General features: G+C 64.4%; 26 protein-coding genes. 10 read left to right on the top strand and 16 right to left on the bottom strand.

The features are described from left to right. Positions 1-23 precede the first annotated feature (23 nt). A complete protein-coding gene (locus tag O4220_RS02325; protein WP_269601945.1) occupies positions 24-554 on the top strand; it encodes a GNAT family N-acetyltransferase in 531 nt (176 codons plus the stop codon). Between the two features lie 5 nt (positions 555-559). Here O4220_RS02325 and O4220_RS02320 read toward each other — a convergent pair whose 3' ends face one another. Continuing rightward, entirely contained in the window at positions 560-844 is a 285-nt protein-coding gene (locus O4220_RS02320; RefSeq protein WP_269601944.1) for a hypothetical protein, read from the bottom strand. 64 nt (positions 845-908) lie between these two features. Here O4220_RS02320 and O4220_RS02315 point away from each other — a divergent pair, with 64 nt between their 5' ends. Both O4220_RS02315 and O4220_RS02310 read left to right on the top strand, forming a co-directional pair. After that, positions 909-1,499: a PadR family transcriptional regulator gene (locus O4220_RS02315; protein ID WP_269601943.1), complete on the top strand. Its 591-nt coding sequence runs from the start codon at positions 909-911 to the stop codon at positions 1,497-1,499. Then, on the top strand, positions 1,492-2,574 hold the full coding sequence (locus tag O4220_RS02310) for an inositol-3-phosphate synthase (protein ID WP_269601941.1): 1,083 nt from the start codon (positions 1,492-1,494) through the stop codon (positions 2,572-2,574). The genes O4220_RS02315 and O4220_RS02310 overlap by 8 nt, the downstream gene beginning before the upstream one ends. 95 nt (positions 2,575-2,669) lie before the next feature. On the opposite strand, the gene O4220_RS02305 is transcribed toward O4220_RS02310, so the two are convergent. Continuing rightward, a complete protein-coding gene (locus tag O4220_RS02305) occupies positions 2,670-3,020 on the bottom strand; it encodes a nuclear transport factor 2 family protein (RefSeq protein ID WP_269601940.1) in 351 nt (116 codons plus the stop codon). A gap of 108 nt (positions 3,021-3,128) precedes the next feature. Here O4220_RS02305 and O4220_RS02300 point away from each other — a divergent pair, with 108 nt between their 5' ends. Further along, positions 3,129-3,563, top strand: a complete 435-nt coding sequence (locus tag O4220_RS02300; RefSeq protein WP_269601939.1) for an MmcQ/YjbR family DNA-binding protein — start codon at positions 3,129-3,131, stop codon at positions 3,561-3,563. Beyond that, the gene (locus O4220_RS02295) at positions 3,554-4,438 is read left to right on the top strand and encodes a LysR family transcriptional regulator (protein ID WP_269601938.1); all 885 of its coding nucleotides are present in this window, start codon (positions 3,554-3,556) and stop codon (positions 4,436-4,438) included. Before O4220_RS02300 ends, O4220_RS02295 begins: the two co-directional genes overlap by 10 nt. Here the strand turns inward: O4220_RS02295 and O4220_RS02290 are convergent. The 4 genes from O4220_RS02290 to O4220_RS02275 are packed head-to-tail and all read right to left on the bottom strand — an operon-like array spanning position 4,422 to position 7,754. Continuing rightward, complete coding sequence (locus O4220_RS02290) at positions 4,422-4,595, bottom strand: hypothetical protein (RefSeq protein ID WP_269601937.1); 174 nt, start codon at positions 4,593-4,595, stop codon at positions 4,422-4,424. The genes O4220_RS02295 and O4220_RS02290 overlap by 17 nt on opposite strands. Further along, complete coding sequence (locus O4220_RS02285; RefSeq protein ID WP_032367661.1) at positions 4,592-5,413, bottom strand: carbohydrate ABC transporter permease; 822 nt, start codon at positions 5,411-5,413, stop codon at positions 4,592-4,594. Before O4220_RS02285 ends, O4220_RS02290 begins: the two co-directional genes overlap by 4 nt. Continuing rightward, complete coding sequence (locus tag O4220_RS02280) at positions 5,410-6,456, bottom strand: carbohydrate ABC transporter permease (protein ID WP_269601934.1); 1,047 nt, start codon at positions 6,454-6,456, stop codon at positions 5,410-5,412. Before O4220_RS02280 ends, O4220_RS02285 begins: the two co-directional genes overlap by 4 nt. Positions 6,457-6,470: 14 nt before the next feature. Beyond that, entirely contained in the window at positions 6,471-7,754 is a 1,284-nt protein-coding gene (locus tag O4220_RS02275; protein ID WP_269601933.1) for an ABC transporter substrate-binding protein, read from the bottom strand. A gap of 188 nt (positions 7,755-7,942) precedes the next feature. Between O4220_RS02275 and O4220_RS02270 the strand changes: the two genes are divergently transcribed. Continuing rightward, positions 7,943-8,761: a DUF2786 domain-containing protein gene (locus tag O4220_RS02270; RefSeq protein WP_269601932.1), complete on the top strand. Its 819-nt coding sequence runs from the start codon at positions 7,943-7,945 to the stop codon at positions 8,759-8,761. Here O4220_RS02270 and O4220_RS02265 read toward each other — a convergent pair whose 3' ends face one another. The 6 genes from O4220_RS02265 to O4220_RS02240 form a co-directional block, all read right to left on the bottom strand. Continuing rightward, complete coding sequence (locus O4220_RS02265) at positions 8,762-9,574, bottom strand: MerR family transcriptional regulator (RefSeq protein WP_269601931.1); 813 nt, start codon at positions 9,572-9,574, stop codon at positions 8,762-8,764. A gap of 219 nt (positions 9,575-9,793) precedes the next feature. Next, positions 9,794-11,059, bottom strand: a complete 1,266-nt coding sequence (locus O4220_RS02260; RefSeq protein ID WP_269601930.1) for an MDR family MFS transporter — start codon at positions 11,057-11,059, stop codon at positions 9,794-9,796. Then, positions 11,056-12,807 (bottom strand): ABC transporter permease subunit, encoded by a 1,752-nt coding sequence (locus O4220_RS02255; protein WP_269601929.1) that lies wholly within the window; start codon positions 12,805-12,807, stop codon positions 11,056-11,058. Before O4220_RS02255 ends, O4220_RS02260 begins: the two co-directional genes overlap by 4 nt. A gap of 3 nt (positions 12,808-12,810) precedes the next feature. Next, positions 12,811-14,295 carry an ABC transporter substrate-binding protein gene (locus O4220_RS02250; protein WP_269601928.1) on the bottom strand — a complete coding sequence of 495 codons (1,485 nt, stop codon included), beginning with the start codon at positions 14,293-14,295 and terminating at the stop codon, positions 12,811-12,813. A 17-nt stretch (positions 14,296-14,312) separates the two neighbouring features. Continuing rightward, complete coding sequence (locus O4220_RS02245; RefSeq protein ID WP_269601927.1) at positions 14,313-15,074, bottom strand: ABC transporter ATP-binding protein; 762 nt, start codon at positions 15,072-15,074, stop codon at positions 14,313-14,315. After that, positions 15,071-15,796 (bottom strand): ATP-binding cassette domain-containing protein, encoded by a 726-nt coding sequence (locus tag O4220_RS02240; RefSeq protein ID WP_269601925.1) that lies wholly within the window; start codon positions 15,794-15,796, stop codon positions 15,071-15,073. The genes O4220_RS02245 and O4220_RS02240 overlap by 4 nt, the downstream gene beginning before the upstream one ends. 99 nt (positions 15,797-15,895) lie before the next feature. On the opposite strand from O4220_RS02240, the gene O4220_RS02235 reads away from it, so the two are divergent. The 4 genes from O4220_RS02235 to O4220_RS02220 all read left to right on the top strand — a co-directional run bounded on the left by O4220_RS02235 (position 15,896) and on the right by O4220_RS02220 (position 19,865). Then, the gene (locus tag O4220_RS02235) at positions 15,896-16,405 is read left to right on the top strand and encodes a TIGR04338 family metallohydrolase (protein ID WP_269601923.1); all 510 of its coding nucleotides are present in this window, start codon (positions 15,896-15,898) and stop codon (positions 16,403-16,405) included. A 52-nt stretch (positions 16,406-16,457) separates the two neighbouring features. Beyond that, positions 16,458-17,222, top strand: coding sequence for an LLM class F420-dependent oxidoreductase (locus O4220_RS02230; RefSeq protein WP_269601922.1), 765 nt, complete (start codon positions 16,458-16,460; stop codon positions 17,220-17,222). 86 nt (positions 17,223-17,308) lie between these two features. Next, the gene (locus O4220_RS02225; RefSeq protein WP_269601921.1) at positions 17,309-19,117 is read left to right on the top strand and encodes an ABC transporter substrate-binding protein/permease; all 1,809 of its coding nucleotides are present in this window, start codon (positions 17,309-17,311) and stop codon (positions 19,115-19,117) included. Between the two features lies 1 nt (position 19,118). After that, positions 19,119-19,865: an amino acid ABC transporter ATP-binding protein gene (locus O4220_RS02220; protein WP_269601920.1), complete on the top strand. Its 747-nt coding sequence runs from the start codon at positions 19,119-19,121 to the stop codon at positions 19,863-19,865. 9 nt (positions 19,866-19,874) lie between these two features. On the opposite strand, the gene O4220_RS02215 is transcribed toward O4220_RS02220, so the two are convergent. Genes O4220_RS02215 through O4220_RS02200 form a run of 4 tightly spaced genes read right to left on the bottom strand, consistent with a single transcriptional unit; the run spans position 19,875 to position 26,513 of the window. Continuing rightward, positions 19,875-21,521, bottom strand: a complete 1,647-nt coding sequence (locus O4220_RS02215; protein WP_269601919.1) for a glycosyltransferase family 39 protein — start codon at positions 21,519-21,521, stop codon at positions 19,875-19,877. After that, the gene (locus tag O4220_RS02210; RefSeq protein WP_269601918.1) at positions 21,518-23,026 is read right to left on the bottom strand and encodes a glycosyltransferase; all 1,509 of its coding nucleotides are present in this window, start codon (positions 23,024-23,026) and stop codon (positions 21,518-21,520) included. The genes O4220_RS02215 and O4220_RS02210 overlap by 4 nt, the downstream gene beginning before the upstream one ends. Beyond that, positions 23,023-24,531: a hypothetical protein gene (locus tag O4220_RS02205; protein ID WP_269601917.1), complete on the bottom strand. Its 1,509-nt coding sequence runs from the start codon at positions 24,529-24,531 to the stop codon at positions 23,023-23,025. The genes O4220_RS02210 and O4220_RS02205 overlap by 4 nt, the downstream gene beginning before the upstream one ends. After that, on the bottom strand, positions 24,528-26,513 hold the full coding sequence (locus O4220_RS02200; protein ID WP_269601916.1) for a hypothetical protein: 1,986 nt from the start codon (positions 26,511-26,513) through the stop codon (positions 24,528-24,530). The genes O4220_RS02205 and O4220_RS02200 overlap by 4 nt, the downstream gene beginning before the upstream one ends. Between the last annotated feature and the right edge of the window lie 267 nt (positions 26,514-26,780).

Genomic DNA, 26,780 nt, shown 5'->3' with positions numbered 1-26,780 from the left:
TCCCCGTCCCTACACTCGTTCACATGTTCGCCACATCGGGAATCCGCGTGCGACCCCGACGGGACGACGACCTGAGCGCCCTCCTACCCATCCTGCAACGTTCGCACTCGACGCATCGCTATCCCGTGCGCGCAGCAGCGGTACGAGCGGACTGGCTTGCCGCACCGAACGAACTCGAAGCCTGGGTAGTGGAGCATCACGACGCCGTCGTCGGACACATCGCGCTGCATCCGACGGCAACACCCGGACAGGATCCCGGTATGGACGACGCGAGCGAGCAATGGCAGCGAGCAACGGGCGTCGCGGCCGATCGACTCACTGTCGTCTCACGCTTGGTCACCGACGGCTCCGTACCGGGCAGCGGAACGACGCTGCTCGCTCACGCTGTCCGAGCGGCATGCGACGCGGGCCGCGTACCAGTGCTGCTGGTCGATCCGAGTAGCGCCGCCCTCGGCTTCTACGACAGGCGAGGCTGGCACCGAATCGGGACCGCTGCGCAGCAGTGGGGCGAGTACCGAGTGGACGCGGTGCTCATGGTGGCACCGGTTCGCTGAACCGATCATTCGGCCCGTGTTCGATCACGCCAACAGAGCGAAGACGGAACACAACACTGCACCACAGAGACGTGTGCGGTCAGCTGATCGCAGCCGACCCATCGAGTGCCCAGTGCGTCCCGTCCGCCCTGGTTCGCCGTGGACGGGGTCATGCGTCGCACCATACGTTCGTGGGTTCGTCTGGCGTCGATCGATGTCGTCACGCCGGCCGTGAAGTCCACGGTCTGTGCGGCATCGCTGACCGATACTTCGGCACCGCCCTTGTCTTTCAATGTATCGGCGCGATACATTATTCGATAGTGCAGTCAATCGCATCGCCGTGTTGTGTCGTTGTATTCGAGGAAGGGGAGTTGCATGCTCGAGCTCGCAATTCTCGGTTTGCTTCTCGAATCACCCATGCACGGCTACGAGCTCCGCAAGCGGCTCACCGGCCTACTCGGAGCTTTTCGAGCGTTTTCGTACGGATCGCTGTACCCGGCGCTCCGTCGACTCCAAACCGACGGCCTCATCACCGAGGACGCCGGTCCCGAATTGCTCGTGAAAAGACGGGCAAAGCGGGTGTACGTGCTCACCCCACTCGGCAGGGAACGATTTTCCGAACTGGTGGCCGACACCGGACCGCAGAACTACACCGACGACGGATTCGGTGTACATCTTGCCTTCTTCAGTCGAACCCCAGCCGAAGCTAGAGTCCGCATTCTCGAAGGCAGACGACGCCAGGTCGAGGAGCGTCGCGAAGGACTTCGCGACGCAGTTGCCAAGGCGAACGGAACACTCGACCGCTACACCCGGCAGCTCCATCAACTCGGTCTCGAATCGAGTGAACGTGAGGTGCGCTGGCTCAACGAAGTCATCGCAGCCGAGCAGGCCGGCCCCAACCCAGCACCGTCCCACACAGCACCGAACCGGACGGTCAAGACAGAAGGAGAGCCCGACCATGGGTGAGAACAACAACGCAATCCGCGTGGCCATTGTGGGTGTGGGCAACTGCGCCTCATCCCTGGTCCAGGGTGTCGAGTACTACAAGGACGCGGACGAGAACGCCACCGTTCCCGGCCTCATGCACGTCATGTTCGGCAAGTACCACGTCCGCGACGTCGAGTTCGTCGCCGCGTTCGACGTGGACGCCAAGAAGGTCGGCTTCGATCTCTCCGAGGCCATCTTCGCCAGCGAGAACAACACCATCAAGATCGCCGACGTACCCCCGAGCACCGTCAGCGTCCTGCGCGGACCGACCCTCGACGGCATCGGCAAGTACTACTCCGAGACCATCGAGATCTCCGACGCCGAGCCCGTCGACGTGGCACAGGCCCTTCGTGACGCCAAGGTGGACGTGCTCGTGTCCTACCTTCCCGTGGGATCCGAAGAAGCCGACAAGTTCTACGCACAGGCATCCATCGACGCAGGCGTCGCCTTCGTCAACGCACTGCCCGTCTTCATCGCCAGCGATCCCGTCTGGGCCAAGAAGTTCGAGGACGCAGGCGTTCCCATCGTCGGCGACGACATCAAGAGCCAGGTCGGTGCCACCATCACCCACCGCGTCATGGCGAAGCTGTTCGAGGACCGCGGCGTGCAGCTCGACCGCACCATGCAGCTCAACGTCGGTGGCAACATGGACTTCCTCAACATGCTCGAGCGCACTCGCCTCGAGTCGAAGAAGATCTCCAAGACCCAGGCCGTGACGTCGAACCTCCAGAAGGAGTTCAACGCCAAGGACGTCCACATCGGACCGTCGGACCACGTCGGCTGGCTCGACGACCGCAAGTGGGCCTACGTCCGTCTCGAAGGCCGCGCCTTCGGTGACGTTCCCCTCAACCTCGAGTACAAGCTCGAAGTATGGGACTCGCCCAACTCCGCCGGCGTCATCATCGACGCAGTCCGCGCCGCCAAGATCGCGGCCGACCGCGGCATCGGTGGACCGGTCATCCCGGCTTCCGCCTACCTGATGAAGAGCCCGCCGAAGCAACTGGCCGACGACGTTGCTCGCGAGCAGCTCGAAGCGTTCATCATCGACGCGTAATTCTCCGCGACGCCGACGCCCGCCGGTCCACTCAACGTGACATTGACCCCCGAAAGGGCCACCAAATGTCACATCGAGTGCCGGCGGGCGTTCGCTTATCCCGCGGCGATGATCTCGCGCGGATCGAATGTCACCTTGATTTCCATGATTTTGCCGTTCTCGATTCGCTGCCAGTTCGCGGTCGAGGCCGGCGGTGCGATCGACGTGTGCAGGTCGAACCACGTCAGTACATTCGGACCGTCCACGAAGACGTGCGCTATGTCGACATCGGTCACGATCTGCGACATTCCCTTCAATCCAGCCACACATTCGGCCCCGTTTGCCGCTGTGCCGAGTGGCCCGAGAAACGTTGCGTCCTCGTGCAGGATCGACGCCAGAGTGTCGAAGTCCTTGCTCTTCCAGGCCTCGAAGTAGGTCGCTGCAACTTCTTTCGGTGTCTGTGTCATGACGTCGAGTCTCGAACGCACCGAGCCAGAAGTCCAACAGTTGGTTCCGATCATCCCCAGAAGTTTTACTCATAGCTGCTGCTGGGCCGCACGGGTTATGGTTCTGAAGTGGCCATCGACCCCACCTCCAAGCATCCGGTCCTCGAACGCGTCCGGGCACTGGCGTTCGCCTATCCCGACGTGACCGAGAAGATCTCCCACGGCAGACCGACGTTCCGCACAGCCTCGGTGTTCGTCTACTTCGGCGGTGGCGTCAAAGGCGGCGATCAATACGACCTGTCGATCCTGGTCAAATGCGAGAGCGCCGAGGAGCAGCGCGCCTGCGAACTCGAACCTCGCTACTTCCACCCCGCCTACCTCGGCCCGGCCGGCTGGGTGGGATTCGACCTCAGCAGTGACCGCAAGGAGAAGGCCACCGACGACGTCTGGGCCGAGGCCGCCGAGCTGATCGACTGCAGCTATCGCGTCACCGCACCGAAGCGCACTGTTGCGAGACTCGACGCCGGCGAAGGTCCGAATCTTGGAGTTCAGCAATGGAACTGAGACAGCTCGAATACTTCGTGGCCGTCGCAGAAGAAGCAAACTTCACCCGCGCAGCAGCCAGAGTGCACATCAGCCAATCCGGCGTCAGCGCCCAGATCCGAGCGCTCGAACGCGAACTCGGTGCCGAGTTGATCGACAGGTCAGGTGGCACAGCAACATTGACCACCGCAGGCCAGGCCGCACTGACGCAAGCCCGTGCGACGCTGGCTGCCGCCGGCTCGGTCAGGCAATCCGTCGACGACGTTGCCGGACTTCTGCGCGGCTCGCTTCGCGTCGGGATGGTCACCGCCTGCACCGTCCCACAACTGTTCGACGCATTGGCACGCTTCCATTCGGCGCACCCAGGCGTCGAACTTGCTCTCCACGAGGACAACTCGGACCGACTGGTGGCCGATGTGCGCGCCGGAGAACTGGACATAGCACTCGTCGGTGTCGCAGCTCAGGCCCCGGACGGATTGGCATCGATGGTGGTGATCGACGAGCGGATCGTTGCGGCCGTTCCACCGCAGCATCCTCTGGCAGCACAGGACACAGCGACGTTGGCGCAGGTATGCGAACACCCGATCATCGCCCTTCCGCCCGGCACCGGGATCCGTGCAGTGTTCGACCGGGACTGCGCCGGTGTAGGACTGTCACCGTCGATCACGTTGCAGGCCAGCGCACCCGACGCGGTGGCCGACCTCGCAGCCCGCGGTTTGGGGGTCGGGATTCTCAGCCGATCGATGGCCGAGTTCTACGACGACCGGCTCGTCGCCATCGAGCTCACCGACTCACACACCGCTGCATTGCTGGCCCTGGTGTGGCGCAGCGCGATGAGTCCGGCACTGGCCGAACTGGTGGCTATCGCGACGACGAGTTTCAGCGAATCTTCTTGACGGTGAACCACAGTGCGACCAGCAAGCCAAGCAGCGCTACGGACGGAACCACGCCGGGATTACCTCCGACGATTCCGACGACGGCGAAACCGAGAGCTACCAGCGCGAAGAACCCGAGAATGCCTGCCAACAACTGCAGGTGGTCCTGCGCCGTCACGACTTGACGCCGCCCGCCGTCAGACCGGAGATGATGCGGCGCTGGAACAGCAGCACCATGATCACCAGTGGAATCGCCACGATGGTGCCCGCGGCCATGATCGCGGCATACGGCACCACCAGCGGATCGTTGCCGGTGAACCGCGCGATGGCCACGGTCACCGGTTCGGTCTTGTCACTCGAGAGCTGACTGGCCAGCAGGTACTCGTTCACCGCGGCGATGAACGCGAGAATCGCGGTGGTGAACAAGGCAGGCGCGGCGAGTGGAAGCATCACCAGGCGGAATGCCTGGAATCGCCCAGCACCGTCGATCCGCGCGGCTTCTTCGAGTTCCCAGGGCAATTCGGCGAAGAACGCCGCCAGCGTATAGATCGTCAACGGCAGGACGAACGAGATGTTCGGGATGACCATCGCCTGGTAGCTGCCGATCCAGCCGATGTTGGTGAAGAACTGGAACAGCGGGGTCACCAACGCGACGACGGGGAACATCGACGCACCCAGGATGATGCCCGTCACCACGTACTTGAAGCGAAAGTCGATGCGCGAGAGCGCGTATGCCGTGAAGATGCCGATGACCAAAGCGATCAGTGTGGTCGCGCCGCCCACGATCAGACTGTTGCCCACCGCACGCAGGAAGTTGTTGCCGTTCGCCGTCGACAACGCGTTCTCGAAGTTCTCCCACGTGACGTGCGTCGGCCACGGCGTCGTGTCGAAGGTGTAGCGCGGGTCGCGGAATGCGGTGACGACCATCCAGTAGAACGGTGCCAGTCCCCAGACGAGAATGACGACGACACCGAGATAGATGCGAGCCTGCTTCATCGGCCGGGCCCCTTACGCTGATTATCCTGAGTGGCAACGGCATTGGCACCGAGAAACTTCACCAGGATGAATGCCACGACGAATATGAAAATGAACGAGATGGTCGACAACGACGCAGCGCTGTTGAATCCCTGCCGAATCTGGTCCACCACCAGAATCGAGATGGTCCGCGTCGCGGGATTGCCCTCGGTGAGGATGGCCGGCAAGTCGTACATACGCAGCGCGTCCATGGTGCGGAACAGAATTGCCACCATCAACGCGGGCTTGACCAACGGCAGTGTGATCTTGGTGAACCGCTGCCACGCCGACGCACCGTCGACGCGGGCCGCCTCGTAGACGTCGGCGGGAATCATCTGGAGCCCGGCCAGGATCAACAGCGCCATGAATGGCGTCGTCTTCCATACGTCGGCGATGATGACGGCGAAACGAGCGGGCCACGCGTCACCGGTCCACAGAATGTTCGTTCCCAGAATGCGATTGGCGATGCCGTCGTACGCGAAAATGAAGTACCAGAGCTTGGCCGTGACCGCCGTCGGGATCGCCCAGGGGATCAGGATCGCCGCGCGCAGCAATGCGCGGCCGGCGAAGGTCTTGCCCATGATGACGGCCATCCCGAAGCCGATGACCACCTCGATGGACACGGTCACGACCGTGAAGAACGCCGTGTTGCCGACCGCGCCCCAGAACTGCGAACCGAGCGTTCCCGGCGGACAGGGCACCAACGTGCCCGACGCCGAGGTGCATTGCTGCAGAATCCAGTGCGTGTAGTTGTCGAAGCCGGCAGATCCACCGGTGACGAACATGCCGGTGGTGGGATCGAGACCGGGATCCTTGGAGAAGGACATCACCAGAGCTCGGATCACCGGGTAGACGATGACGATCGCGAGGATCACCATCGTCGGTGCGATCAACAGCCAGGCCCGACCCTGCGTCAGGCCGAACCGCTTGTTCTTGGACCGCACATGCCGACCGCGGCCGGGGGACGAGCCCCCGGCCGCGGTGGTTGCGGCGGCCCCACTGGTCACACCAGCAGGTACAGCCATTGGTTCTCCCGAAATCAGTTGGCGCCGGCGGTTTCGATACCGGCCTGCATGTCCGTGATCGCCTGGTCGACGCTCTTCTCACCCTTGATGGCGGCAGAGACGTTGTCCTGCACGGCCTTCGAGACGGCCGGGTAGAACGGGGTGACGGGACGCGGAACGGCGTTCTCGATGGATGCCTTCAAAGCGGGAAGGTACGGCATCGCGGCGATCAGTGCGGGATCGTCGTACAGCGACGAGAGCACGGGCGGCAAAGCACCCTCGGCAATGATGCGCTGTGCCTTCTCGCCCTGCATGAAGCGCAGGAAGTCGGCAGCAGTGGCCTTGTTCTCGGAGTACGCGCTGATCGCGGCGTTGTAGCCGCCGAGCGTCGAGGTGCCCACGCCGGTGACTCCGGGAAGGGGTGCGACCGCGTACTTGCCGACCACAGCCGAACCTTCTTCTGCGGCGGTGCCGTAGACGTACGGCCAGTTGCGCAGGAACAGCGTCTTTCCGTCCTGGAACGCTTGCTGGCTGTCGGACTCCTTGAACGTGGTGTCCTGAGCCGGGATGACGCCGGTCTCGAACGCGGTGACCAGAGTCTGCAGTCCGGCCTTGGCTTCCGGGCTGTTGACGGTGGGGGTCTTGCCGTCCTCGGCCACGATCGATCCGCCGTGCGCGTTGATGATCTCCGACGCGTTGGCCGTCAGACCTTCGTAGGGGGCGAATTGCCCTGCGTAGCAGTCGATGTTGTTGTCCCGTGCGACCTGGCAATCCTCGGTGAGCTCGGCCCAGGTGGTGGGCGCCTCGGGGAGCAGATCACTGCGGTAGTAGAGCAGTCCACCGTTGGTGTTCTTCGGAGCGGCGTACTGCTTGCCGTTGTAGGTCGCACTCGCGACGGTCGCGGGCAGCACGCCTGCGTTGTCGAGTGCGAATTCGCCCTCGAGCGGCACGAGCCAACCCTTGGCCGCGAACTCGGCGGTCCACACGACGTCGAGTGCCATCACGTCGTAGTCGCTCTGCTGTGCCTGGAGCTGCTGAACGAAGTCGTCGTGGGCCTGATCGGCGTCGGCGGACTGTTCCTTGAAGGTGACCTGCTCGTCGGGGTGGCTGGAGTTCCACTCCGAGATGATCTGCTGGACGACACCGGTCTCGGTGGTGTCCTGTCCCTCTACATAGGTGATAGGCCCACGGCCGTCGGCGTTTTCGGATGCAGCAGCACCCGAATCGCCGCTCGATCCGCTGTCGCTCGAACATCCGGTGAGCGTCAGCAGCGTGGCTGCTGTTGCAACCACTGCCACCTTCGTGATCAAAGACGCCATTGTTTTCTCCACTTACTTCTACGCGGTGGTATGCGCCCGGAGATGGGCACGCAGAATCGTGCTGTGATGCTCCCCCGACACATATGTCGATGGGTACTGTGGCACACAACTCACCGCATAGGGGTCATTATCGCGTTCCTGAATCGGTCAACCCGGACTTGTCGGGGGTGCCCGGTACCCTTTCGCTCATGAGTTCGGACAAGATGCTGACGCGAATCGGCGGGTTGCTGCGCCAGGCGGAGTCCACCGACAACCCCCACGAGGCCGAGGCCTTCATGGAGGCTGCGCAGCGTTTGGCCACGTCGGCATCGGTGGATCTGGCCGTCGCGCGTTCGCACAGCGCATCCCGCGAACGGCAGGCGACGCCTACCCAGAAGGTCGTCCCCATCGGTGAACCGGGCAAGCGTGGGCTCAAGACCTACGTTCAACTGTTCGTCGCCATCGCCCATGCGAACGACGTCCAATGCGACGTGTCCAGATCGTCGACGCAGGTGTTCGCCTACGGCTTCGACTCCGACATCGAGACCACCGAGGCCCTGTACTCGTCTCTGCTGATCCAGATGGTGCGGGCGTCGGATGCGTACATCAAATCCGGTGCCTACAGGTCCGAGACGGCCATTCGTACCGTCACCGAGATCAAGAATCGTCGACGGTACACCCGACGCGAGGAAGTACCCGTCGCTGCCGTGACGGCCCGATTGAACTTCCAGACGGCATTCGCGTCGCGCATCGGTCAGCGTCTCGGGGAGGTGAAGAAGGATACCGAGGCCAAGGCCATCGCTCAGGAACAGCAGGGTGCCGGTACCGCGTTGGTGCTGCGCGACAAAGAGATCGAGCTGCGCGACTATTATCGGCAGACCTCGACTGCGCGTGGACATTGGCGGGGGCAGAGCGCGAACGCCGGGTACTCCGAGGGCGCACGTAAGGCCGGGGATCGGGCGGGGCGAAACGCAAGAATCGGTGCTCACGCCGAACTCGACGGAGCAAGCAGGCAGCTGGGTCGCTGATCAAGGCGCGGTCGACGTCGCCGCAAACACCGGCCATCCGATTTCGGTACGCCACAACGTCGAATTCTCGGTCTCGCGCGGCCCGACCGCGTAGACCTCGCGGACCGGACCCGCGATAGCCAGGCCATTCGTCTCGACGTATACCCCCAGAGCTCCGTATGTGACGTCGATGTCGTCGTGAGGGCCGTGATGAACAGTCACCGCGAGTTCGGTGGGATGCAGCATTATCGGCCGAATTCTGTTCAGACACGGTGCATCTGGGGTCGGAACGTAGACGGTCATGACCCCGCGCCCTTCGGTGAACAACTCGTTGTCGTAGAGCCCGCCCGGAGGTCCGGTGGTGTCGGAAACGACTGCGTCGATCTCGGCCATCGCCTCGGAGTACCAACCGAGCACCTCGGACGCGTCCACGGACTCCGAAATAGCTGCTACCGAACACTTCTCGGTGAGTATGCGTCGAACCTCGATGGTCGGCGGCGTCGGATCCAACAATCGGCGCAGGGCGGTCACCGCTGATCGGGTGTCGTCCAACTGCCGCTCGAGTCGAGTGAGGTGCTCGGTGATCAACCGGGCTCGTTCGTCGGGATTCGGTGTGGTGACGATGGCCCGCACCTCACGCTCGGGCATCTGCATGCTGCGGAACCGACTGATGATCTGCGCCGTCGCGACCTGAGCCGTGGCGTAGTACCGGTAGCCGGAGAAATTGTCGACGGTGGCAGGTTCGAGCAGCCCCGACTCGTGATAACGCCGCAGCGTCTTCACTGACAGGTGCGTGATCCGAGAGAACTCGCCGATCGTCAGCAAACCGTTCATGTCGATATTCTGACCCCTACCCCTGGGGGAGAGTGAACTCTCCGTGCGGGGGAGGGGTGACGCTGGGTGTAGCCGAGGCCGCCGCAAACGCGAGCGCGTTTGCCAGGTGCGCGCGGAATCGGGAGCGAATCCGCTCGCGTATGGCGAACGCGCGCGCGTTTGCGGGGGAACGGGGGCGGGGAAATGGGGGACGGCGGGGCGGGGAAATCGGGATTGTGGTCAGTCGAGCCGAGCGAGCACCACGCGCAGCCCGACGACACTGGCAATGGGGAACAGCGCAGCGACCAGCCATGGGATCGCAGCTCCCCAGCCAGTGTCGGGGGAGGCATCGATCACCGCTCCGAGTGAGATCGATCCGACGAGTACTCCTATGCCGCCGAGCGAGGCCATGAAGCCGTAGTACGAGCCCAGTCGACGTTCGGCAGCCATGCGCGGCACCAGGTCCCGGGCCTGGGGCATGGCAATCATCTGTCCGAGAGCGAGAAGCAACACGAACAGTGCCGCCGGGACCAACCCCAGCCATCCGTGCAGTTCGAACGGCGCAGCAACGGCGACGAGAACGAAAGACGCTGCCATGACTGCGAATCCGATCGGCAGCGTGAGTCGCGGTGCCATATTCGCGACGCGTCGGGTGATCGGCATCTGCGCCGAAACCACGAGCACCGCCGAGATCGCGAAGAACCACCCCAGCACCGTCTGCGATCCCCACGCCCGCTCCACCTCGAGGGGCAGCAGCAGATACAGCTGGTTGTAGGCCACCAATTGCGCGCTCATCGCAACCGCGAACAACACAAAGGTTCTGTTGCGCACCACATCGGTCCAGCCCGAGAGCCACGGATCGTCACGATGTTCGCCGGGCTCACGTGGCAACCATCGGATGTGTGCGGCGATGACGAGGACGAAAATGCCTGCGGCGACGAGGCACGCGACCCGGAAGTCGGCCAACAGCAAGAGTGATCCGACGAGCGGGCCGGTGAACGAACCGATCTGGCTACAGACCGACATGAGCGCGAACGTCTCCACCCGAGTAACGGAACCACTGCGTTCGCTCTTTCCCGCCTCGATTGCGACCGCGGATTCGACAGCGGGAGAAAACAATGCGGCTGCAAATCCGATCGATACCGTAGCGATCAGCACCGCCGGCAGCGAATCGGCGAACGCCAGGGCCACGAAACCCGCCACCCGCAGCACGCAGCCGACGAGGACTACCGGCTTGATGCCCCACCGATCCGCGAGGGTGCCACCGACGAAGAACAGTCCTTGCTGCGAGAAGGTTCTGATTCCGAGCACGACACCGACGAGCGCCGCCCCGAGTCCCAGATCGGAAGTCAGATGCACCGAGAGATACGGCAACACCATGAAAAAGCCGATGTTGAAGGTCATCTGGGTGAGTACGAGAAGTCGGACGGTGGGGGTGGCCCGCCGTAGATCGACGAGAAACGACCACCGCCATCGCGTCGGCGACCTGTCGGTCCTCGAACTCATGTAACGCGCCCTCCTGCATCGACTGTCTCGACGACGGTACCGGTCGACCGCACTCGACCCGACGTGGCCGCGGTGAGAGATACAGCGAGAACAGCGAGGGCGATCAACGACGCAAGCGGGGCTGCCGCCACCCACGGTGCTCTCTCCACCGCTGCGACTCCGTCGGACAGGATCAATCCCCAGTCCGCCGTCGGCGGTTGCGGTCCGAGACCGAGAAATCCGAGTGCGGCCAGGGCCAGCGCGACTCCGGGCAGACGAATCATGGCGTGCCGCAGCACTACCGGAACCACGGTGGGCACGACGGATCCGAACAGAATTCTTGGGTTGCCTGCCCCGAGCGTGGGCAGAATGGAAATATATGGCCGAGCCCGGGTCTCCTCGACGAGCGCGGCGGTGTGGGCCGCAAGCGGAGCCCACGTGACGATCAGGACCGCGACGGCCGCCCCGCCTGCGCTCGGACCCCAGACCGCCGCGATCAGAATTCCGGTGACCACCGGCGGTGCCGCGTTGGTCACCTCCACCGGGCCCCTCGACGCGCGTGGAACGAGACCCAACAGGACACCGACCACCAGCGCCGCGAGCGTGACAGCCAGCGAGAGTCCGATCGACCGCACTGCACCGTCGGCGACCCGGGCCAACAGGTCTCGCCCGGACGCGTCCGTGCCGAACGGGTAGGCAAGAGATGGAGCAGCGAACTTCTCCCTCGTCGTTGCCTGTCCATCGCGCGGAAGACCAGCGATCACCATCACGGCGAGGGCAGACGCCGCAACGATCGGCGCGAGCCACCTTCGCGGCGACGGATGGAAGACACCGGACGGGATCGGCATCGCCTTCTCATGTATTGCGCTGCCGAGGAGCAGCCGTCGGGCAAGTTCTGCCGCGATACCGAGGGCAGCGCTGACCGCCAGCAGGAGCAGAATGTCGATCTGCAGCGCAGGAAGGTCCTGAGACTGCGCATCACCAAGGGTGGCGCGACCCAATCCCGGTATGGCGAATACCTTTTCGACGGCCACAGCGCCGCCCGTCATGGCGACCATGACCAGACCTATCTGCGAAGCAATACCCGGAAGTGCGCGGCGCAGCACAGCGACGGCAATCTGCCGCCGAGAGAACCCGGCCACCGTCCACGTGATGACCCATCCCTCGGTGAAGGTGACCGCCACGGCGTCGGCGAGGAGGCGACCGAGCAAGCCACCCGCTGGAAGGCCCAGTGCCAGTGCGGGTAACACCGCGTACTCCGGTCCGTTCCACCCGTAGGCCGGAAACGACAACCACACTGCTCCGACGACCACGAGTACCGATGCCAGCAGGAACTCCGGCAGAGACGTCAGGGCGGCCGCAATGCTGCCGCCGGTGCGTTTCGGGGTACCGCGCAGTCCCGCACGCATGCTAGGCCCGACGACGAGGGCGGCCGTGACCGCTGCGACGACCATCGCGAACGCCATCAGAGTCAGCGAGACGGACAGCGCGTCGAGCGCACCGGGCAGTACGGGTCTACCGGTGTTCCAGGATGTCCCGGGGTTACCCGACGCGAGCCCGGTGAGCCAGTTCCAGAACGTTCGTAGTGGGCCCGCGTCGAGGCCGAGGTCGGCGCGGATGGCGGCGAGTGCCTCGGGGGTGGCTTCTTGCTCGGCCGATCGTGCCCGCAGAATGCTCAGCGCGGGATCTCGGTCGGACAGCCACGGCAGCATGCCGACGAGAAGTACGACGCTCGCCACCGAGAGCAGCCGTGAGACAGTCGTTCTCACTGCCTACTCGAATGCGGTCTGGTTGGTGATCAACGTGCGCTCGCGTGGGTCGCGTGCAACACCGGTCACGTTCTCGGATTCTCCCTGGATGACGCGTTCGTGCAGCAGCGGCACCGCGGCGTCCCTTTCGAGGATCAGCTTCTCGGCCTCGAGGATCGCGGTGCGACGAGCGTCGCCGGGATCGGTGGCTGCGGCGTCGGCCAACGCGGTGTCGACCTGCGGGTCGCAGAACTGCGAGATGTTGAACGACCCCTCGCAGGCGAAGTCGGAATACATGTACGCGGCCGGGTCACCGGAGTCGAGCACGGTGGCGCGGGAGAGAATGAAGGCGTCGAATACGCCGGCGAGAGCATCGGTTTCGATGAACTGGTATTCGCGCACGACCTGTTCGACGACAAAACCCTTGGCTTCCAGCTGCTGCTGCAGTAGCACCGCGACCTCGGGGAGTTCGGCCCGATCGGTGAACGTGGCGAGGGTGATCTTCTTCCCTGCGGCGTCGCCGGCCGGGGTCTGCGTACGCGCCGGACGGTCGGCGGCCCACGGCAGAGCCGGGCCGAGCAGTCCGTTCGCCGCGTCGGCGCGCCCTTCGTACACCTGGTCGACCAGACGGTCGCGGTCGATCGACTCCCGGGCGGCTGCGCGCATGGCCGGGTCGGCGAAGACCCCGGACGCGGTGTTCAGGTACAGCGTGTTGGTGCGCGGCATCGGCACCTCGTGCACGAGAGCCTGGTCGACGTTGGCGGCCTGCGACACCGGAATCGCCTCCACCACATCGGCTGTGCCGTTACGCAGCGCGGCGGCGCGTGCCGTGCCGTCGGGTACGAAGTCGACGTCGATGCCGGAGACCTTCGCCGGCTCTCCCCAATAGTTCTCGTTGCGGTCGAGAGTTGCTGTCGACGTGCCGTTCACGGCCTTCAACACGAACGGCCCGGTGCCGGTTCCGATCGGATCGCTGCTGCCCGCCGAGTACGCCTCGGGTGCCAGGATGGCCAACTGCGGGCTCGAGAGTCGCTGCGGCACCAATGGATCGACGTCGGCCGTCGTCACGGCCACGGTGTCCCCGTCGGTTGCGGTCACCGTCATCTCGACCCCGTCGAGGATGCGAGGTTTGGGGGCCGACTGTGTGGCTGCGGTGAGTGCAGTGACGACGGCCGCTGCGTCGAGCGCGGCACCGTTGTGGAACGTGACGTCCGGCCTGATGTCGAAGTTCCAGGTGCGGTCGTCGACGCGGTTCCAGGCGGTGGCCAGACCCGGCTCGGCCTCACCGAGATCGTCCAGAACGATCAACGTCTCGGCCGTGGACCAGCGCGACAGCTTGAAGGCGTCGTCACTGAACTGGGACAGGCCCGAACGAGGTGGCTGCAGCATCGCGACGCGCACCCGGTTCTCGCCGTCGTCGGAAGAGGACGAACTGGAGGAAAAGCATCCGGTGAGCGTCAGCGTGCCCACTGCTGCGAGGGCACCGATGCGGAACATGTTGCTGGTCAAGATAACTCCTGGTGTTCTTACGGGAGCCGGGGGACGGCGTCGATCAGGTCACGGGTGTGTCGGTGCTGGGGTTGGGTCAGAACGGTTCGTACGGTGCCTGTTTCGACGATGCGGCCGGCGTGCATCACCGAAACGTCGGCGCACAGCCGCGCCACGGCCGACAGGTCGTGGCTGACGATCAGCAACGCGCCCGGTAGACCGGCCAGGACGTCGAGCACCTGCTCTCGTAGGTCGGGATCGAGACCACTGACGGGTTCGTCCGCCATCAAGTACTGCGGCGCGCAGGCCACTGCTCTGGCGATGGCGACGCGTTGTCTCTGTCCACCCGACAGCTCGGCCGGTCGGCGAGCGAGGAACCGCGCATCGAGTCCTACGGCCGACAACGCGTTGCTTGCCATGACGCGGTGATCGCCCTCGACCCCGAGTAGGCGTAGCGGGGTGGCAACCAGGTCGAGGACGCTGCGGCGCGGGTCGAGACTCGTCGCCGGGTCCTGCGGGATGTACTGCACGCGACGGCGGAACCACCGCATGCCTCGGGCCGGTCCGGGCCGCACGGGCTGCCCATCGAGAGTGATCTTTCCACCGCTCGGTGCATCGACGGCCAGCAGTAGACGCAGCAACGTCGTTTTGCCGGAGCCGGATTCACCGACCACCGCGATACGCGCGGCCGCCGGCACCGCGAACGAAACCGCATCCACGGCGGTGTGGGACGTGCGGTGCCGGTCGAATTGCCTCGTGACTGCCGTGGCAACCAGACCGACAGATCCTTCCGCGCTCACGATGCAACCAGCTGACGGAACGGGTCTGCCGCCCTTGCTACATCGATCATCTGCCGCGTCGATGCCGACTGTGGGTTCTTCAGTACCTCTGTAGTGGAACCGGATTCGACGATCCGGCCGGAATCCAGGACCAGCAGGTGATCGCACACTTGCGCGGCGACGGCGATATCGTGGGTGATCAGCAGCAGCGAGGGTACCTCTCGCAACGCGTCCAGAACGCGCGCCTGGCTCACCACGTCGAGCGCGGTCGTCGGTTCGTCGGCGATCACCAGCGAGCTCCGACGCGCCAATGCCAGTGCGATACAGACACGTTGACGCTGGCCGCCCGACAGCTCGAGTGGGTGCGAAGCCAGAACGCGGGCGGTGTCGTGCAAACCCACTCGTTTCAGCAGAGCGTCTGCATTGGGAGTGCGCAACTGCCCGCCGACGGTGACCATCGGATTGAGCGCGGTCGCCGAGTCCTGGAACACTTTCCCGGGACGGGCCGAGTGGGGCCGCTGCGGCGTCGGGACGCCTACAACGTCGTGGCCGTCGACCACGACGCGACCGGAGCACGTGAGGCCCGGCGGCAGATAACCGACCAGAGCCGACGCGATCGAGGACTTGCCGGACCCCGAGGCACCCAGGAGACCCAGGCGTCGACCGTCGGGTATCTCGAAAGACACGCGATCGACGATGCGGGTGCGTCCGGCGACGATGCAGAGGTCATCGACGACGAGCACGGGATCTCCTGAACGCTGAAACTGGGAACGACTTCGACAATCGTTGTCGATAGGTGACAGTAGGCGAGTCGAGCGGGCGAAACAAATTAGGCTGACCGAGTGAGCAGGGCGAGGGACACGCAACGATCCGCGGTGTACGACGCGGAGCAGTTGGTGCGCACCATGTTCGATCGCGCCGAGGAGCGCGACATTCGCGCCGTGCAGGTGATGGGCTCGCAGATCACGTTGCCGGTCGAGCGCAAGTTCGCCTCCATCGCATCGGTGCAGGCATACATCGATGCGGTGTTGGCACTGGATTGGGTCGCGGCCACGTGGCCCGCCGCCGGTCGTGTGATCACCGTCCGAGCTCGTTCGGGCTCGGGTGCCGCGCACTACGAACCGGACACGGCCACCATCGCCGTTCCCCTGCATCACGGCAACAGAGCGTGGGCGCTGCGGGAACTGGTGGTTCTGCACGAACTTGCGCACCACTTCGCAGACGAGAACGAGCAGCAACACGGAGGCGCATTCGTCAATCGCTACATCACCCTCGTCGGCGAGCTCATCGGTTCCGAGGCCGGGTTCGTACTGCGAGCGATGATGGCCGAGAGCGGCGTCCGCATCGGCTAGTCGTATTCGGGTGCATCATGGGAGACGCAGCCCACACGACGAGGAGACCTACATGACCGTCAAGATCGGTGTTCAGCTTCAGCCCCAGCACGCGCCCGATTACCAACTCATCCGCGACGCGGTGTTGCGGTCGGAGGATGCGGGCGTCGACATCGTCTTCAACTGGGATCACTTCTATCCGCTGTACGGCGATCTCGACGGTGCTCATTTCGAGTGCTGGACGATGCTGGGTGCCTGGGCCGAGCAGACGTCGAACGTCGAAATCGGTGCCCTCGTCACCGGCGGTGGCTACCGCAACCCCGACCTGTTGGCCGATATGGCGCGCACCGTCGACCACATCAGCGGCGGCCGCTTGATCCTCGGCATCGGAGCCGGCTGGAACGAGAAGGACTACGACAATTTCGGCTACGAGTTCGGCACGGCCGGTTCGCGTCTGGCATTGCTCAAGGAGAGCCTGGCCAGAATCCGACACCGCCTGGACGTCGGAAACCCGGCACCCACCCGCGACATTCCGATCCTCATCGGCGGCGGCGGTGAGAAGAAGACGCTGAAGATGGTGGCCGAGTACGCGCACATCTGGCACAGCTTCGCCGACCTCGAGGCATTGAAGCGCAAGTCGGAGATCCTCGCCGAGCACGGCACCACCGTCGGACGCGACGTCTCGGGCATCACCCGCTCGGTCTCGTGGCCGGGCGCGGACACCGCTGCGGACTTCGTCGACGCTGGAGCAACGCTGTTCACCGTGGGCGTCAACGGGCCCGATTACGACCTGGCCGAGCTGGGCCAGGCGATCGCGTGGCGCGACTCGCACAAGTAGAGACACATCACGTCAGTTCGCTGAGCGAAACCCTTGCGCGGCGGCCGTTTGGGTGAGTGGGCCCTGGTCCGCTTAGGGTTTTGTCCATGGTTGCCGTACGCGCTTCACGCGCGCTCGTGGTTCTCGTTCTCGGACTGTTGATGGCTGTCACGCTCGCCGCGTGTGGGACGTCCTCTTCCGATGATCAGGCGGCCGCAGGTCCGACAGACCTGTGTGCCCCTCCCGGTGTCGACAGTGCGTCGTCCACTCCGACGAACTTCGATGCCGCGGCCGCTGCCGCGACGGAGGACAAGTACACGACGGCGAACGTCACCCCGCTGGACCGGATCGACACTGGATCCCTCGGACTGGCGACACCGGGCGTCCTCACTGTCGGCACGCTGTCCGATGCCCCGCCGAGCATCTGCTTGGACTCGGCTGGCCAGTACACCGGCTACGACAACGAACTGCTGAAGGCCGTCGCCGCGAAGCTCGGCCTGCAGATCAACTTCTCGGGCACCGAGTTCTCGGGCCTGCTCGCGCAGGTAGCGGGCCGCCGCTTCGACGTCGGGTCGTCCTCGATCACGACAACGGACGAGCGGCGAAACACCGTCGGGTTCACCAACGGCTACGACTTCGGTTACTTCTCCCTCGTTGCGAAGGCCGGCGGTCCGATCACCAAGTTCGAGGACCTGAACCCGGGCACCAGGATCGGCGTGGTGCAGGGCACCGTGCAGGACGATTACGTGGTGAACACGCTCGGCCTCGATCCGGTGAAGTTCCCCGACTACAACACTGCGTACGCGAACCTCAAGACCGGCCAGATCGACGCATGGGTCGCACCGTCACAGCAGGCGGAGGGTTTGGTCAAGCCCGAGGACGGCACCGCGATCACGCAGAACACGTTCTCGCTGAACAACTTCGTCGGCTGGGCTGTCGCCCGCGACAATCAACCGTTGATCGACGCGTTGAACTCCGGCCTCGACGCGGTGATCGCCGACGGTACGTGGGCCACCCTCTACTCCGACTGGGTCCCGCGCGAACTGCCCGACGGCTTCAAGCCGGGTAGCAAGGCCGCCCCACAGCCGGAGCTACCCGACTTCGCGGCCATAGCAGCTCAGAACGACGCGGACGCTCCCGAAGCCGTTGCCGTTCAACCCAAATCGACGCTGGCGCAGCTGGGGGATACGTTCTTCGATTGGTCGCTGTACAAGTCGGCCATCCCCGACCTGTTCAAGGTGGGTCTGCCGAACACGCTGATTCTGGCGTTGGCGTCGGGCATCATCGGCACGGTTCTGGGCATGTTGCTGGCACTGGCCGGCCTGTCTCGCACACGCTGGCTGCGCTGGCCGGCCCGCGTCTACACCGACATTTTCCGCGGACTGCCCGCGGTAGTCATCATTCTGATCATCGGACTCGGTATCGGACCGGTGGTGCAGGGCCTGACCGGGGGTAATCCGTATTGGCTCGGCGCTGCGGCACTCTCGCTGCTCGCCGCGGCGTACATCGGTGAGATTTTCCGTTCCGGCATCCAGAGCGTCGAGGCCGGGCAGATGGAAGCGGCACGGGCACTGGGCTTCAGCCGTAGACGTTCGATGAACCTCGTGGTCGTCCCGCAGGGTGTCAGACGCGTCCTGCCGGCGCTGATGAATCAGTTCATCTCCCTGATCAAGGACTCGTCGCTGATCTACTTCCTCGGGCTGCTCGCCACCCAGCGTGAGCTTTTTGCCGTCGGACGAGATCTCAACGCGCAGACCGGAAACCTGTCGCCCCTCGTCGCGGCCGGATTGTTCTACCTGGTGCTGACCGTGCCGCTCACCCATCTCGTGAACTACATCGACAAGCGATTGCGCACCGGTAAGGCCGAGCAGACGCTCGATCCGGTGGAGCAGGCCGTCGTCGTGGAAAGAGGCTGACATGACTTCTGTTTCGTCCGTAGGCAGTGTTTCATTGCAAGGCAAGGACATTCACTTGTCGTTCGGCACCAACAAGGTGCTGCGCGGGGTGAGCATCGACGTTCCGGCCGGCACGACGACGACGGTGATCGGCCCGTCCGGATCAGGCAAATCCACGTTGCTGCGCGCTCTCAACCGACTGCACGAGCCGGAGCAGGGTGACATTCTGCTCGACGGCAAGTCGGTTCTGAAAGACAACCCCGACAAGCTGCGCCAGCGCATCGGCATGGTGTTCCAGCAGTTCAACCTGTTCCCGCACAAGAGCGTTGCAGACAACATTGCACTCGGCCCACAGAAGTTGCTCGGCCTGTCCAAGGAGGCTGCCCGCGCGGCGGCGATGGATCAACTCGAGTTGGTCGGGCTGACCGACAAGGCGGACTCGCGTCCGGGCAATCTCTCGGGCGGACAGCAGCAGCGCGTCGCCATTGCCCGCGCTCTGGCGATGAAGCCCGAAGTGATGTTCTTCGACGAGGCCACCTCAGCTCTCGATCCCGAGTTGGTCAAGGGAGTGCTGGCATTGATGGCCGACCTCGCCGAGGGCGGCATGACCATGGTGGTGGTGACCCACGAGATGGGCTTCGCGCGATCGGTGTCCAACAGGGTGCTCTTCATGGATCACGGTAGCGCCGTCGAAACCGGAACTCCGGAGCAGTTGTTCGACGATCCTCATACCGATCGACTGAAAGCATTTCTGTCGCAGGTTCTGTAGTACAGAGCCTCAGCCCGGTACCCGATACAGACGCCAATTCGGTTGATCTGCACCGTCGTTCGGTACTTCGAGCGTCAGCGGGTACAAGTCCGCACCGTTGTCGTAGATGGTGGGGTAGCGCCGGTTGACGGCGTCGGATACCCCACGGCCCTCGTTGGGCACCGTCAGCAAGTACTCCACGCCGGCGGATGCCGGGTCGTTGAGGATCTTGGTGAAGTCCAGATCGGACGGAACCACGAACCGCTTCGGGTGTTCCGACGCTGCCACGATGGCGAAGCCGTAGACGGTGTCGACGAGGATCGACCCCTCGGGGAGGTCCTGGCTGTCGAGGTAGGACGCGAGTCGACGTTCGGTGGAGAAGGAATCGATGACTCTACGTGCCGCAATCGCCTCGGCGTCGCCGGCCGAAGGATCCTGGTCGAGAAGACTGCCGAGGGCGTACTGCTGGCTGGACAACGACGGCTGCAGCATCGCCCATCCCGTCACCGGAAGTGCGAGTGCGCAGAGCGCTGCAACCGACGCGGCGGCTCTGGGACGCAGTCCAGCGAGAACAGGGCGGTGCCTGCGGTACGCACCCGCTCGCCGCGTCGGCAAGTCTCCGGCAGCCGGAAACAGTTGCACCACAACGACGGCAGCCAGCGGAACAGCACAGATGAAGAACCGCAGGAAGCCGAACGTCGAGCCGGTGATGTAACTTGCGGCCTGGAACCCGAGCACACCGCCGAACAGCAAGGGTGCCACCACGAATTCGAGGTCTCGTCGACGCAGCGCCAGCACCACCGCGAACGGCAGCGTCACCAACAAGGTCGGTCCCAGCGCGACGACGGCACCGAGCGAGAACAGGCCGGTGCCGAGAAGGTCCCCACTGGACCCACCGGACTGCGACAGAATCGCAGCATTTCCGTAGCTCGAAGACAGCTGGGCGAGCGCCTCACCGGTGATCAGCCAGCTCGTGGTGATCCACACCAGAAACACCGCAGTACCCGGTCCGGCAACGAGTACCGCGTCGAGAATTGCTCTGCGCCGCATCTCCTTCCAATACGGACGGCCCCGGCGAAGCACGGTGACGACTGCTACCAGAACCGCGGCGAGAGCTATCGGGACGACGCCCTCGTAGCGGGCCAAAAATGCGAGCGCGAGCGCGACGCCTGCCAGCAGGAGATCGTGAACGTCGTCGGTGGTCACCCACCGAATCAGTCGTCGTACGGCCCAGCAGAGGAAGAACAGAAAGCCTGCTTCGCTCATTCCGTTGGCACCGTAGAAGACGACCATCGGGTTGATCGCGAAGACCACGGTGATCAGGAGGCGGTAACGACCGGGCAGTCCGCGGTCTCGACAGATGCCGTGAATCATCACTACTGCACCGGCCATGAACACCGCCGATACCGCGATACCCGAGATGTTCCACCTGGTGATCGCCGGCCACCACGACGCGAACGCGACCACGGGCAACTGCGCCAAGGCTGTCAACGGCGTGAAGATGAAACCGATCGCAGACACGTGCGGGTCACGGCTGAGCAACACCGCTTGTGCAGCCGAGGTCCGCGACAGGGCGTCCCCGAGCAGGTAGCCGAAGTGCATGCTCAGTGTGAGCCCTATCGCGAAGTAACCCGTCAGCGCGCTGCCGAAGACGGTCCACGGGGTGCGCCGATTCACGTGGCCTGCTCGTCGTCGGCTGCAGGGTCCGCGGCGGGCCCGGACAGTCCGTGGAACGTCTTCTCCCAGTAGGAGGGATTGCGGACCAACTGCCAACACCCCTTGATGGACGCCACACTCATCATCACCCAGTACAGGGGCATCGTCAGGCTGGGAACGAGTAGGTACGCGTTGTCGCTCTCTCGGCTCGCGATCAGATACATGTACACCGTGGCGATGTTGCCCACCACCAGAGACAGCAACGAGAAGTAATAGATGTACGGCGGAAAGAGCTCGGCAACCAATGCCGGCTGGCCGAGAATCCATGCCGCCGTGGTGAACCAGAAGACCATGTTGATGCACGCGGTGATCGGAGTTCCCGCGAGCAACAAGGTGAAGCGGTAGGTGCCGACCGGCCCGAGGGCACGAACCGTCGCGACCGGCCTGCGCATGTGCACCAACCACGTCTGCAGATAGCCCTTGTACCAACGCGATCGCTGGCGAACCCAGTTGATCGGATCGCTGTTGGCCTCTTCGAGGGTGGTGGAGTCCAACACCGCCGTCGAGTAACCCGAGGCCGCGATGCGGACACCGAGATCCGCGTCCTCCGTGACGTTGAAGCCGTCCCAGGCACCCACTTCGTCGATGACATCGCGTCGAAGATGATTGGAGGTTCCGCCCAGTGGGATCGGCGAGGTACTCGCCATCAGCCCCGGCAGCAGGTACCCGAACCACAGCGCGTAGTCCGCGGTGAACCAGCCGGTCAGCAGATTCTGAGAACCGTTGTGGAACGCCAACTTCGCCTGCACGCATGCCACGGTGTCGGGCAGCCGCTCGAAAGCAGCGACGACGCGACGCAGTTGCAGTCTCTCGGGCAGATCCTCGGCATCGAAGATGGTCACGATCGTCCCGGTCGCGAAATGCAATCCGTAGTTGCAGGCTTTCGGCTTGGTGCGAGGGTCGCCCGCGGGCACCAGGACCACGTCCACCAGATCGCTGACGCCGCTGCGCGCGGCCGCCTCGATCGTCACCTTGTCGTCCTCCTCGAGCAGCAACAGAACCTGCAGCTTCTCCGCGGGATAGTCGAGTCCGGTCATCGCCGCGATGAGGTCACCCACCACCTCCGGCTCGTCGTACGCCGGAACCAGAATGGTGTAGTGCGGCAACCGATCATCGGGAACGGCCCTGGCCTCCTCGTCGGTCACCGTGACGATCGCCGACGCGTCGAGCCCACGGGAGAACAGCAGTAGGCGGTCGATCATCGCCAGCAGATATCCGATGGTGCAGACGACCGTGACCACGAGCAGGGTCCCGACCGGGGCGATCACTCCACAGGCGATCAGCAGCAGCGCAATCCCGAGTGCCGTGTACTTCTGCCAGGGCACGAAAGCAATTGCTGCTGACGCCAACGGATTTCGGTCGGCCAGCCCGTTGATCGCGTCATCGAGCGCAGTTGCTCGAAACTCCTCTGTTTCCGTTCCGACGCGTGGGGGAGTCGGCCGTTTCCCTTGGGGAGCCATGGTCATTGCGGCACACCGTTCGCCGGAGCCCACTGTTGGCGAACCAACCCGGTTCCGAAGGTGGCGAGCAGGTCTCGGTCCTTGTACTCCGGATCGTCGTCGATGGAGATGGCATTTCCGCGCAGGAACGTACCGACGGCGGTCCCGAGGTTCGACGCCATCGACGGCATCGGCTGCGGGAATGCAGCATCCGCGTCATGGTTGTCGACGCTGATGATCGTCACCCGCTGTGTGTAACTGCCACGATCCCAATGAAAGACCAGTTTGGTCCAGGTGAGCAGCAGCGCGTCACTGACCGAGGTGTAGAGCGAGCCGGTTACTCCCCGACCGAGATCGATGGTCAACGGGTGGCTGGTCCGAGTGTTGGACAGGCGATAGAGCGTGCTTTCCGGATACACCGCCAGACTGGCCCGATTGGTCGTCGACAGGACGTCGACCACGACGGTCCGCGGCCTCGAGCGGATGTCCCATGCGGGATTTCCGTCGTCGGCGCGCATCGTCTGCCGAACCAGAGACGATCGCGTGCCGAAGAAGGCGCGCACCCAATCGAACTGTTCGGTGCCCGTCTGGCTGAACCCGACCGGAGGTTCGAGTGGCATCGACACCGATCCTGGTGGTCCCGCGACTGCAGCAAGGCCCGCGCGGTCGGGAAGAGGGACGACTGCCAGTATCGCGGCGGCCCCGATTGCCACTATCTTGGAGCTGGGAGACCATTTCGCTGTCGGAGTGGAGATCCGACGCGGTCGACGCTCCTCGAATCGGCCACGACGGGCCGCGAGATAGAACACGATTCCGGTGACCGCGGCCGCGCCGACGGTCGGGACGAGTTGCAACCAGACGATGCCGATCTGCGGCCACAGCGTCAACATCGTTGCTGCAACAGCGAATCCGGGCAGGACGGTGCACACCAGCCCCAACCACCCACGACGCCTGGTACGGCCGACGGCGATCGCACCGGCGATACCCGCCAGAATCACCATCACCGCCGCGTACGCGAACCGGCCGCCGCCGAGGCCGATGGCAACGAGCCGATAGCCCAACGGGCTCAAGGCGAGCAGCAAGAGCCACACCGACCAGAAGCGTCCCACCGGCCGAAGTCCGAACATCAGAATTGCGCCACCGAAGAAGAAGGTCAGCGCCGCAAGGACATCCAGGTGTGCCAACTCGTACTGGTCGGCGTATCGCGGCAGCCACAGCGCCTTGATGGCGATGGCGACCAACAGAGCGATACCGCCGACGATGTTGTCGGTCTGGCGATCGTGGATGGGCAGTTCGTCCGCCCTGCGCCGCGCCACCCCCTGAGCGGCCACCAAGGCCAGCGGCGGCAGTACGAAGATGTACGCGGTGATGGCCCCGTCGGCCGCTTCCTGCGCCAGACGCACCCAGGTGGGAAAGAACGCGAGAACGACGCACCCGACGAGAACCACCCAACGGAAGGCGAGGACATCGACGGGCCGTCGCGACTGTCGCCAGCGGGTGAGTGATCGCGCCGGCTCGGTGTCGACGGTCATTCCGAGCCGCTGTGTCGGGACGACCCCTGTGTCGACCGGCGCGAGCGAACCGCGAACACGAGTGCTGTGATGCAGGCAGCGGCAAGCGCCGCCAGCCCGAGTCCCACGATCAGCACGGTCGTCCGGTCGGTGGATTCGGTCGGGGAGACGGCCGCGGTGTCGTCCGCGCCCGACAACGCCGAGCTCGACAACGACATCGGATCGGTGTTCTGCGCGGCGAACACGATGTCGCCGTCGAGTGCGAACCATCGAGCAGAGTCGGCATCGAGCCACTCGAGCATGGCGTCGAATATCTCCGGCGTCGAGTTCCAGGACGCGGCGAGTACGGCCTTGTTCTGCACAGAGGTCACCTGAACGGTCGCGAACGCCTGATCGGTATCCACGGTGAGTTCCGTCCGCCCCTCGTCGGGCGCGGGGTCGCTGATCCGGAAGGTGGTCTCGTCGACCGAGGACAGCGGCAGGGTCAGGGCATCCGGGAGTTCCGCCACCGGTGCGATCACGACGGCAGGTGCCGAACCGTCGAGGGCCTGATCCATCGACACGACCTGCGGCACGAGCGGCCGGCTCGACAAGCGCTGCAGCCCGGTTGCCATGGTGACCGCTCGGACGACTCCGGCGAAGGACTCGTCGGCCAGCGCGATATCGAACTGCGGCATCAGCGCCTGCGGCAACGATCGCAGTCCCAGCGGGGCCGGCGTCGAGGAATCGGACGACCGCACCAGGGTCGAGCCGTCCACGGTCACACTCGTATCGGCGGTCGCGGAACAACCACCGCTGCCCGTGGCCGGTGGATGGTCGACGGAGATGTCGAGTGTCTCGATGCGAGAGAGCAACGAATCCGGAATGTCGACCCACCGGTCGAGTCGGCCCGTGTCGTCGGAGGCCCAGACGGCCAATGACGAACCGTTCACGGAGGCGCGTATCGATCCCGAACCCGGGGTGTAGCTACCGATCAGGTGAACGGACAGCGTCGAGGCCGACCGGCCGAGCCGCGTCTGATCGATCGTGACCGATGCTGTCGCGGTCGCACTACCCGAACCGGTCACGGTGCCGATCCCGAGATCGTCGAGCGTGATCGATTCGGGTGCCAGTTGCGCTTTCGGGGCCGATGGTCCTGCCACGGCAGCTGTGGCGACGGCGATGTCCGACAGGTCGCTGGTGACCAGGCGGGCCTGGTCGGTCAGCTCCGACCCCGTTCCCGTGAGATACATCCGCGGTGGCGCCTGCTCGACGGGATAGATCAATTCGGCACCGGCGTCGGAGTTCCGACCCAGCACCACCGATCGCTCCAACGGGCCGTCGGGTTGCGACCCCTGAAGCTCACTGTCCGGCCGCACGACGACCTGGACCGGCTGCGACCCGTAGTGGTGAACAATCGAGGTTGCCACAATCGTTGCCGCGGTGATCGTTTCGCGATCCGGTTCGGTGGGGACGAACACCGTGAGTTTTCGCAGGACCCCCGGCAGGAAGTCTGCGATTGTCCCCGGTACGGCCGGTTGTCCCTGGTAGTCCACGGTCGCATCGATCAAACGCACGGCATCGGAACCAGGATCGGGGCAGTAACGATCGTCGGGAATCACCGATGGGATCAGATCGAGTGCGATCACTCCGTCGACCGTGCGTGCCGCAGCCAGCGGAATGGAGACCGGGGTTGTCGGCACGGCGTTGTCGAGAGTGATCCGCGTGATCGGTCGACCATCCGATTCGACGTCCACCCACCCTCGATCGAGCCAGGCCGGGGTGGTGAGAACGCCGTTGAGCGTCGACGGCACCGAGCCCGTGGGAGACGGCACGGTCAATCTCGTGCGCTGTCCGGTCAGGTCCACGGTTGTGGTCTGCCCCAATCCCAACTCCGGAAAGGTGAAGCGATCCGTCGAAACTGATTGTTCCCCGTCGAGTGGTTGCGCCGAGACGACCGTGACCGGAAGTAGAAACGGAATTACGACGAGAACTGTCGTCGATGCACAGCGCGTGATTCGCATATGGGTATATCCAGCCTTCGGTAAAGCAACGGAAACTCGGACTCTACTGCGCAATCCCGTTATCCGATGCACGCGAGAGATGGTCACCGACGTCCCCGGGTCTCCAATTGCGGTCAGAAACCGACAGGGCGACATGATATTTCGTGCCAATGAGCGGTTCGACCGATCGGGTTGCCATTCCGTCGGATCGGTGACCGTCGATCGGTACCGATACGGTGAATTCGCCGACCGAACCGTCGAATCGACGAGTTCGAATATCCACCGGTC

The organism is Rhodococcus ruber, from assembly GCF_027270735.1.
Taxonomy (GTDB): domain Bacteria; phylum Actinomycetota; class Actinomycetes; order Mycobacteriales; family Mycobacteriaceae; genus Rhodococcoides; species Rhodococcoides rubrum_A.
Note: the sequence above shows the minus strand (reverse complement) of the source record. Positions and strands in the feature narration are given on the sequence as shown.

Excerpts from the sequence above, each read along its gene's own strand:
- O4220_RS02325 (WP_269601945.1), top strand. The coding sequence starts at position 24 with ATGTTCGCCACATCGGGAATCCGCGTGCGACCCCGACGGGACGACGAC.
- O4220_RS02320 (WP_269601944.1), bottom strand. The coding sequence starts at position 844 with ATGTATCGCGCCGATACATTGAAAGACAAGGGCGGTGCCGAAGTATCG.
- O4220_RS02315 (WP_269601943.1), top strand. The coding sequence starts at position 909 with ATGCTCGAGCTCGCAATTCTCGGTTTGCTTCTCGAATCACCCATGCAC.
- O4220_RS02310 (WP_269601941.1), top strand. The coding sequence starts at position 1,492 with ATGGGTGAGAACAACAACGCAATCCGCGTGGCCATTGTGGGTGTGGGC.
- O4220_RS02305 (WP_269601940.1), bottom strand. The coding sequence starts at position 3,020 with ATGACACAGACACCGAAAGAAGTTGCAGCGACCTACTTCGAGGCCTGG.
- O4220_RS02295 (WP_269601938.1), top strand. The coding sequence starts at position 3,554 with ATGGAACTGAGACAGCTCGAATACTTCGTGGCCGTCGCAGAAGAAGCA.
- O4220_RS02285 (WP_032367661.1), bottom strand. The coding sequence starts at position 5,413 with ATGAAGCAGGCTCGCATCTATCTCGGTGTCGTCGTCATTCTCGTCTGG.
- O4220_RS02280 (WP_269601934.1), bottom strand. The coding sequence starts at position 6,456 with ATGGCTGTACCTGCTGGTGTGACCAGTGGGGCCGCCGCAACCACCGCG.
- O4220_RS02275 (WP_269601933.1), bottom strand. The coding sequence starts at position 7,754 with ATGGCGTCTTTGATCACGAAGGTGGCAGTGGTTGCAACAGCAGCCACG.
- O4220_RS02270 (WP_269601932.1), top strand. The coding sequence starts at position 7,943 with ATGAGTTCGGACAAGATGCTGACGCGAATCGGCGGGTTGCTGCGCCAG.
- O4220_RS02265 (WP_269601931.1), bottom strand. The coding sequence starts at position 9,574 with ATGAACGGTTTGCTGACGATCGGCGAGTTCTCTCGGATCACGCACCTG.
- O4220_RS02260 (WP_269601930.1), bottom strand. The coding sequence starts at position 11,059 with ATGAGTTCGAGGACCGACAGGTCGCCGACGCGATGGCGGTGGTCGTTT.
- O4220_RS02230 (WP_269601922.1), top strand. The coding sequence starts at position 16,458 with ATGACCGTCAAGATCGGTGTTCAGCTTCAGCCCCAGCACGCGCCCGAT.
- O4220_RS02225 (WP_269601921.1), top strand. The coding sequence starts at position 17,309 with ATGGTTGCCGTACGCGCTTCACGCGCGCTCGTGGTTCTCGTTCTCGGA.
- O4220_RS02220 (WP_269601920.1), top strand. The coding sequence starts at position 19,119 with ATGACTTCTGTTTCGTCCGTAGGCAGTGTTTCATTGCAAGGCAAGGAC.
- O4220_RS02210 (WP_269601918.1), bottom strand. The coding sequence starts at position 23,026 with ATGACCATGGCTCCCCAAGGGAAACGGCCGACTCCCCCACGCGTCGGA.
- O4220_RS02205 (WP_269601917.1), bottom strand. The coding sequence starts at position 24,531 with ATGACCGTCGACACCGAGCCGGCGCGATCACTCACCCGCTGGCGACAG.
- O4220_RS02200 (WP_269601916.1), bottom strand. The coding sequence starts at position 26,513 with ATGCGAATCACGCGCTGTGCATCGACGACAGTTCTCGTCGTAATTCCG.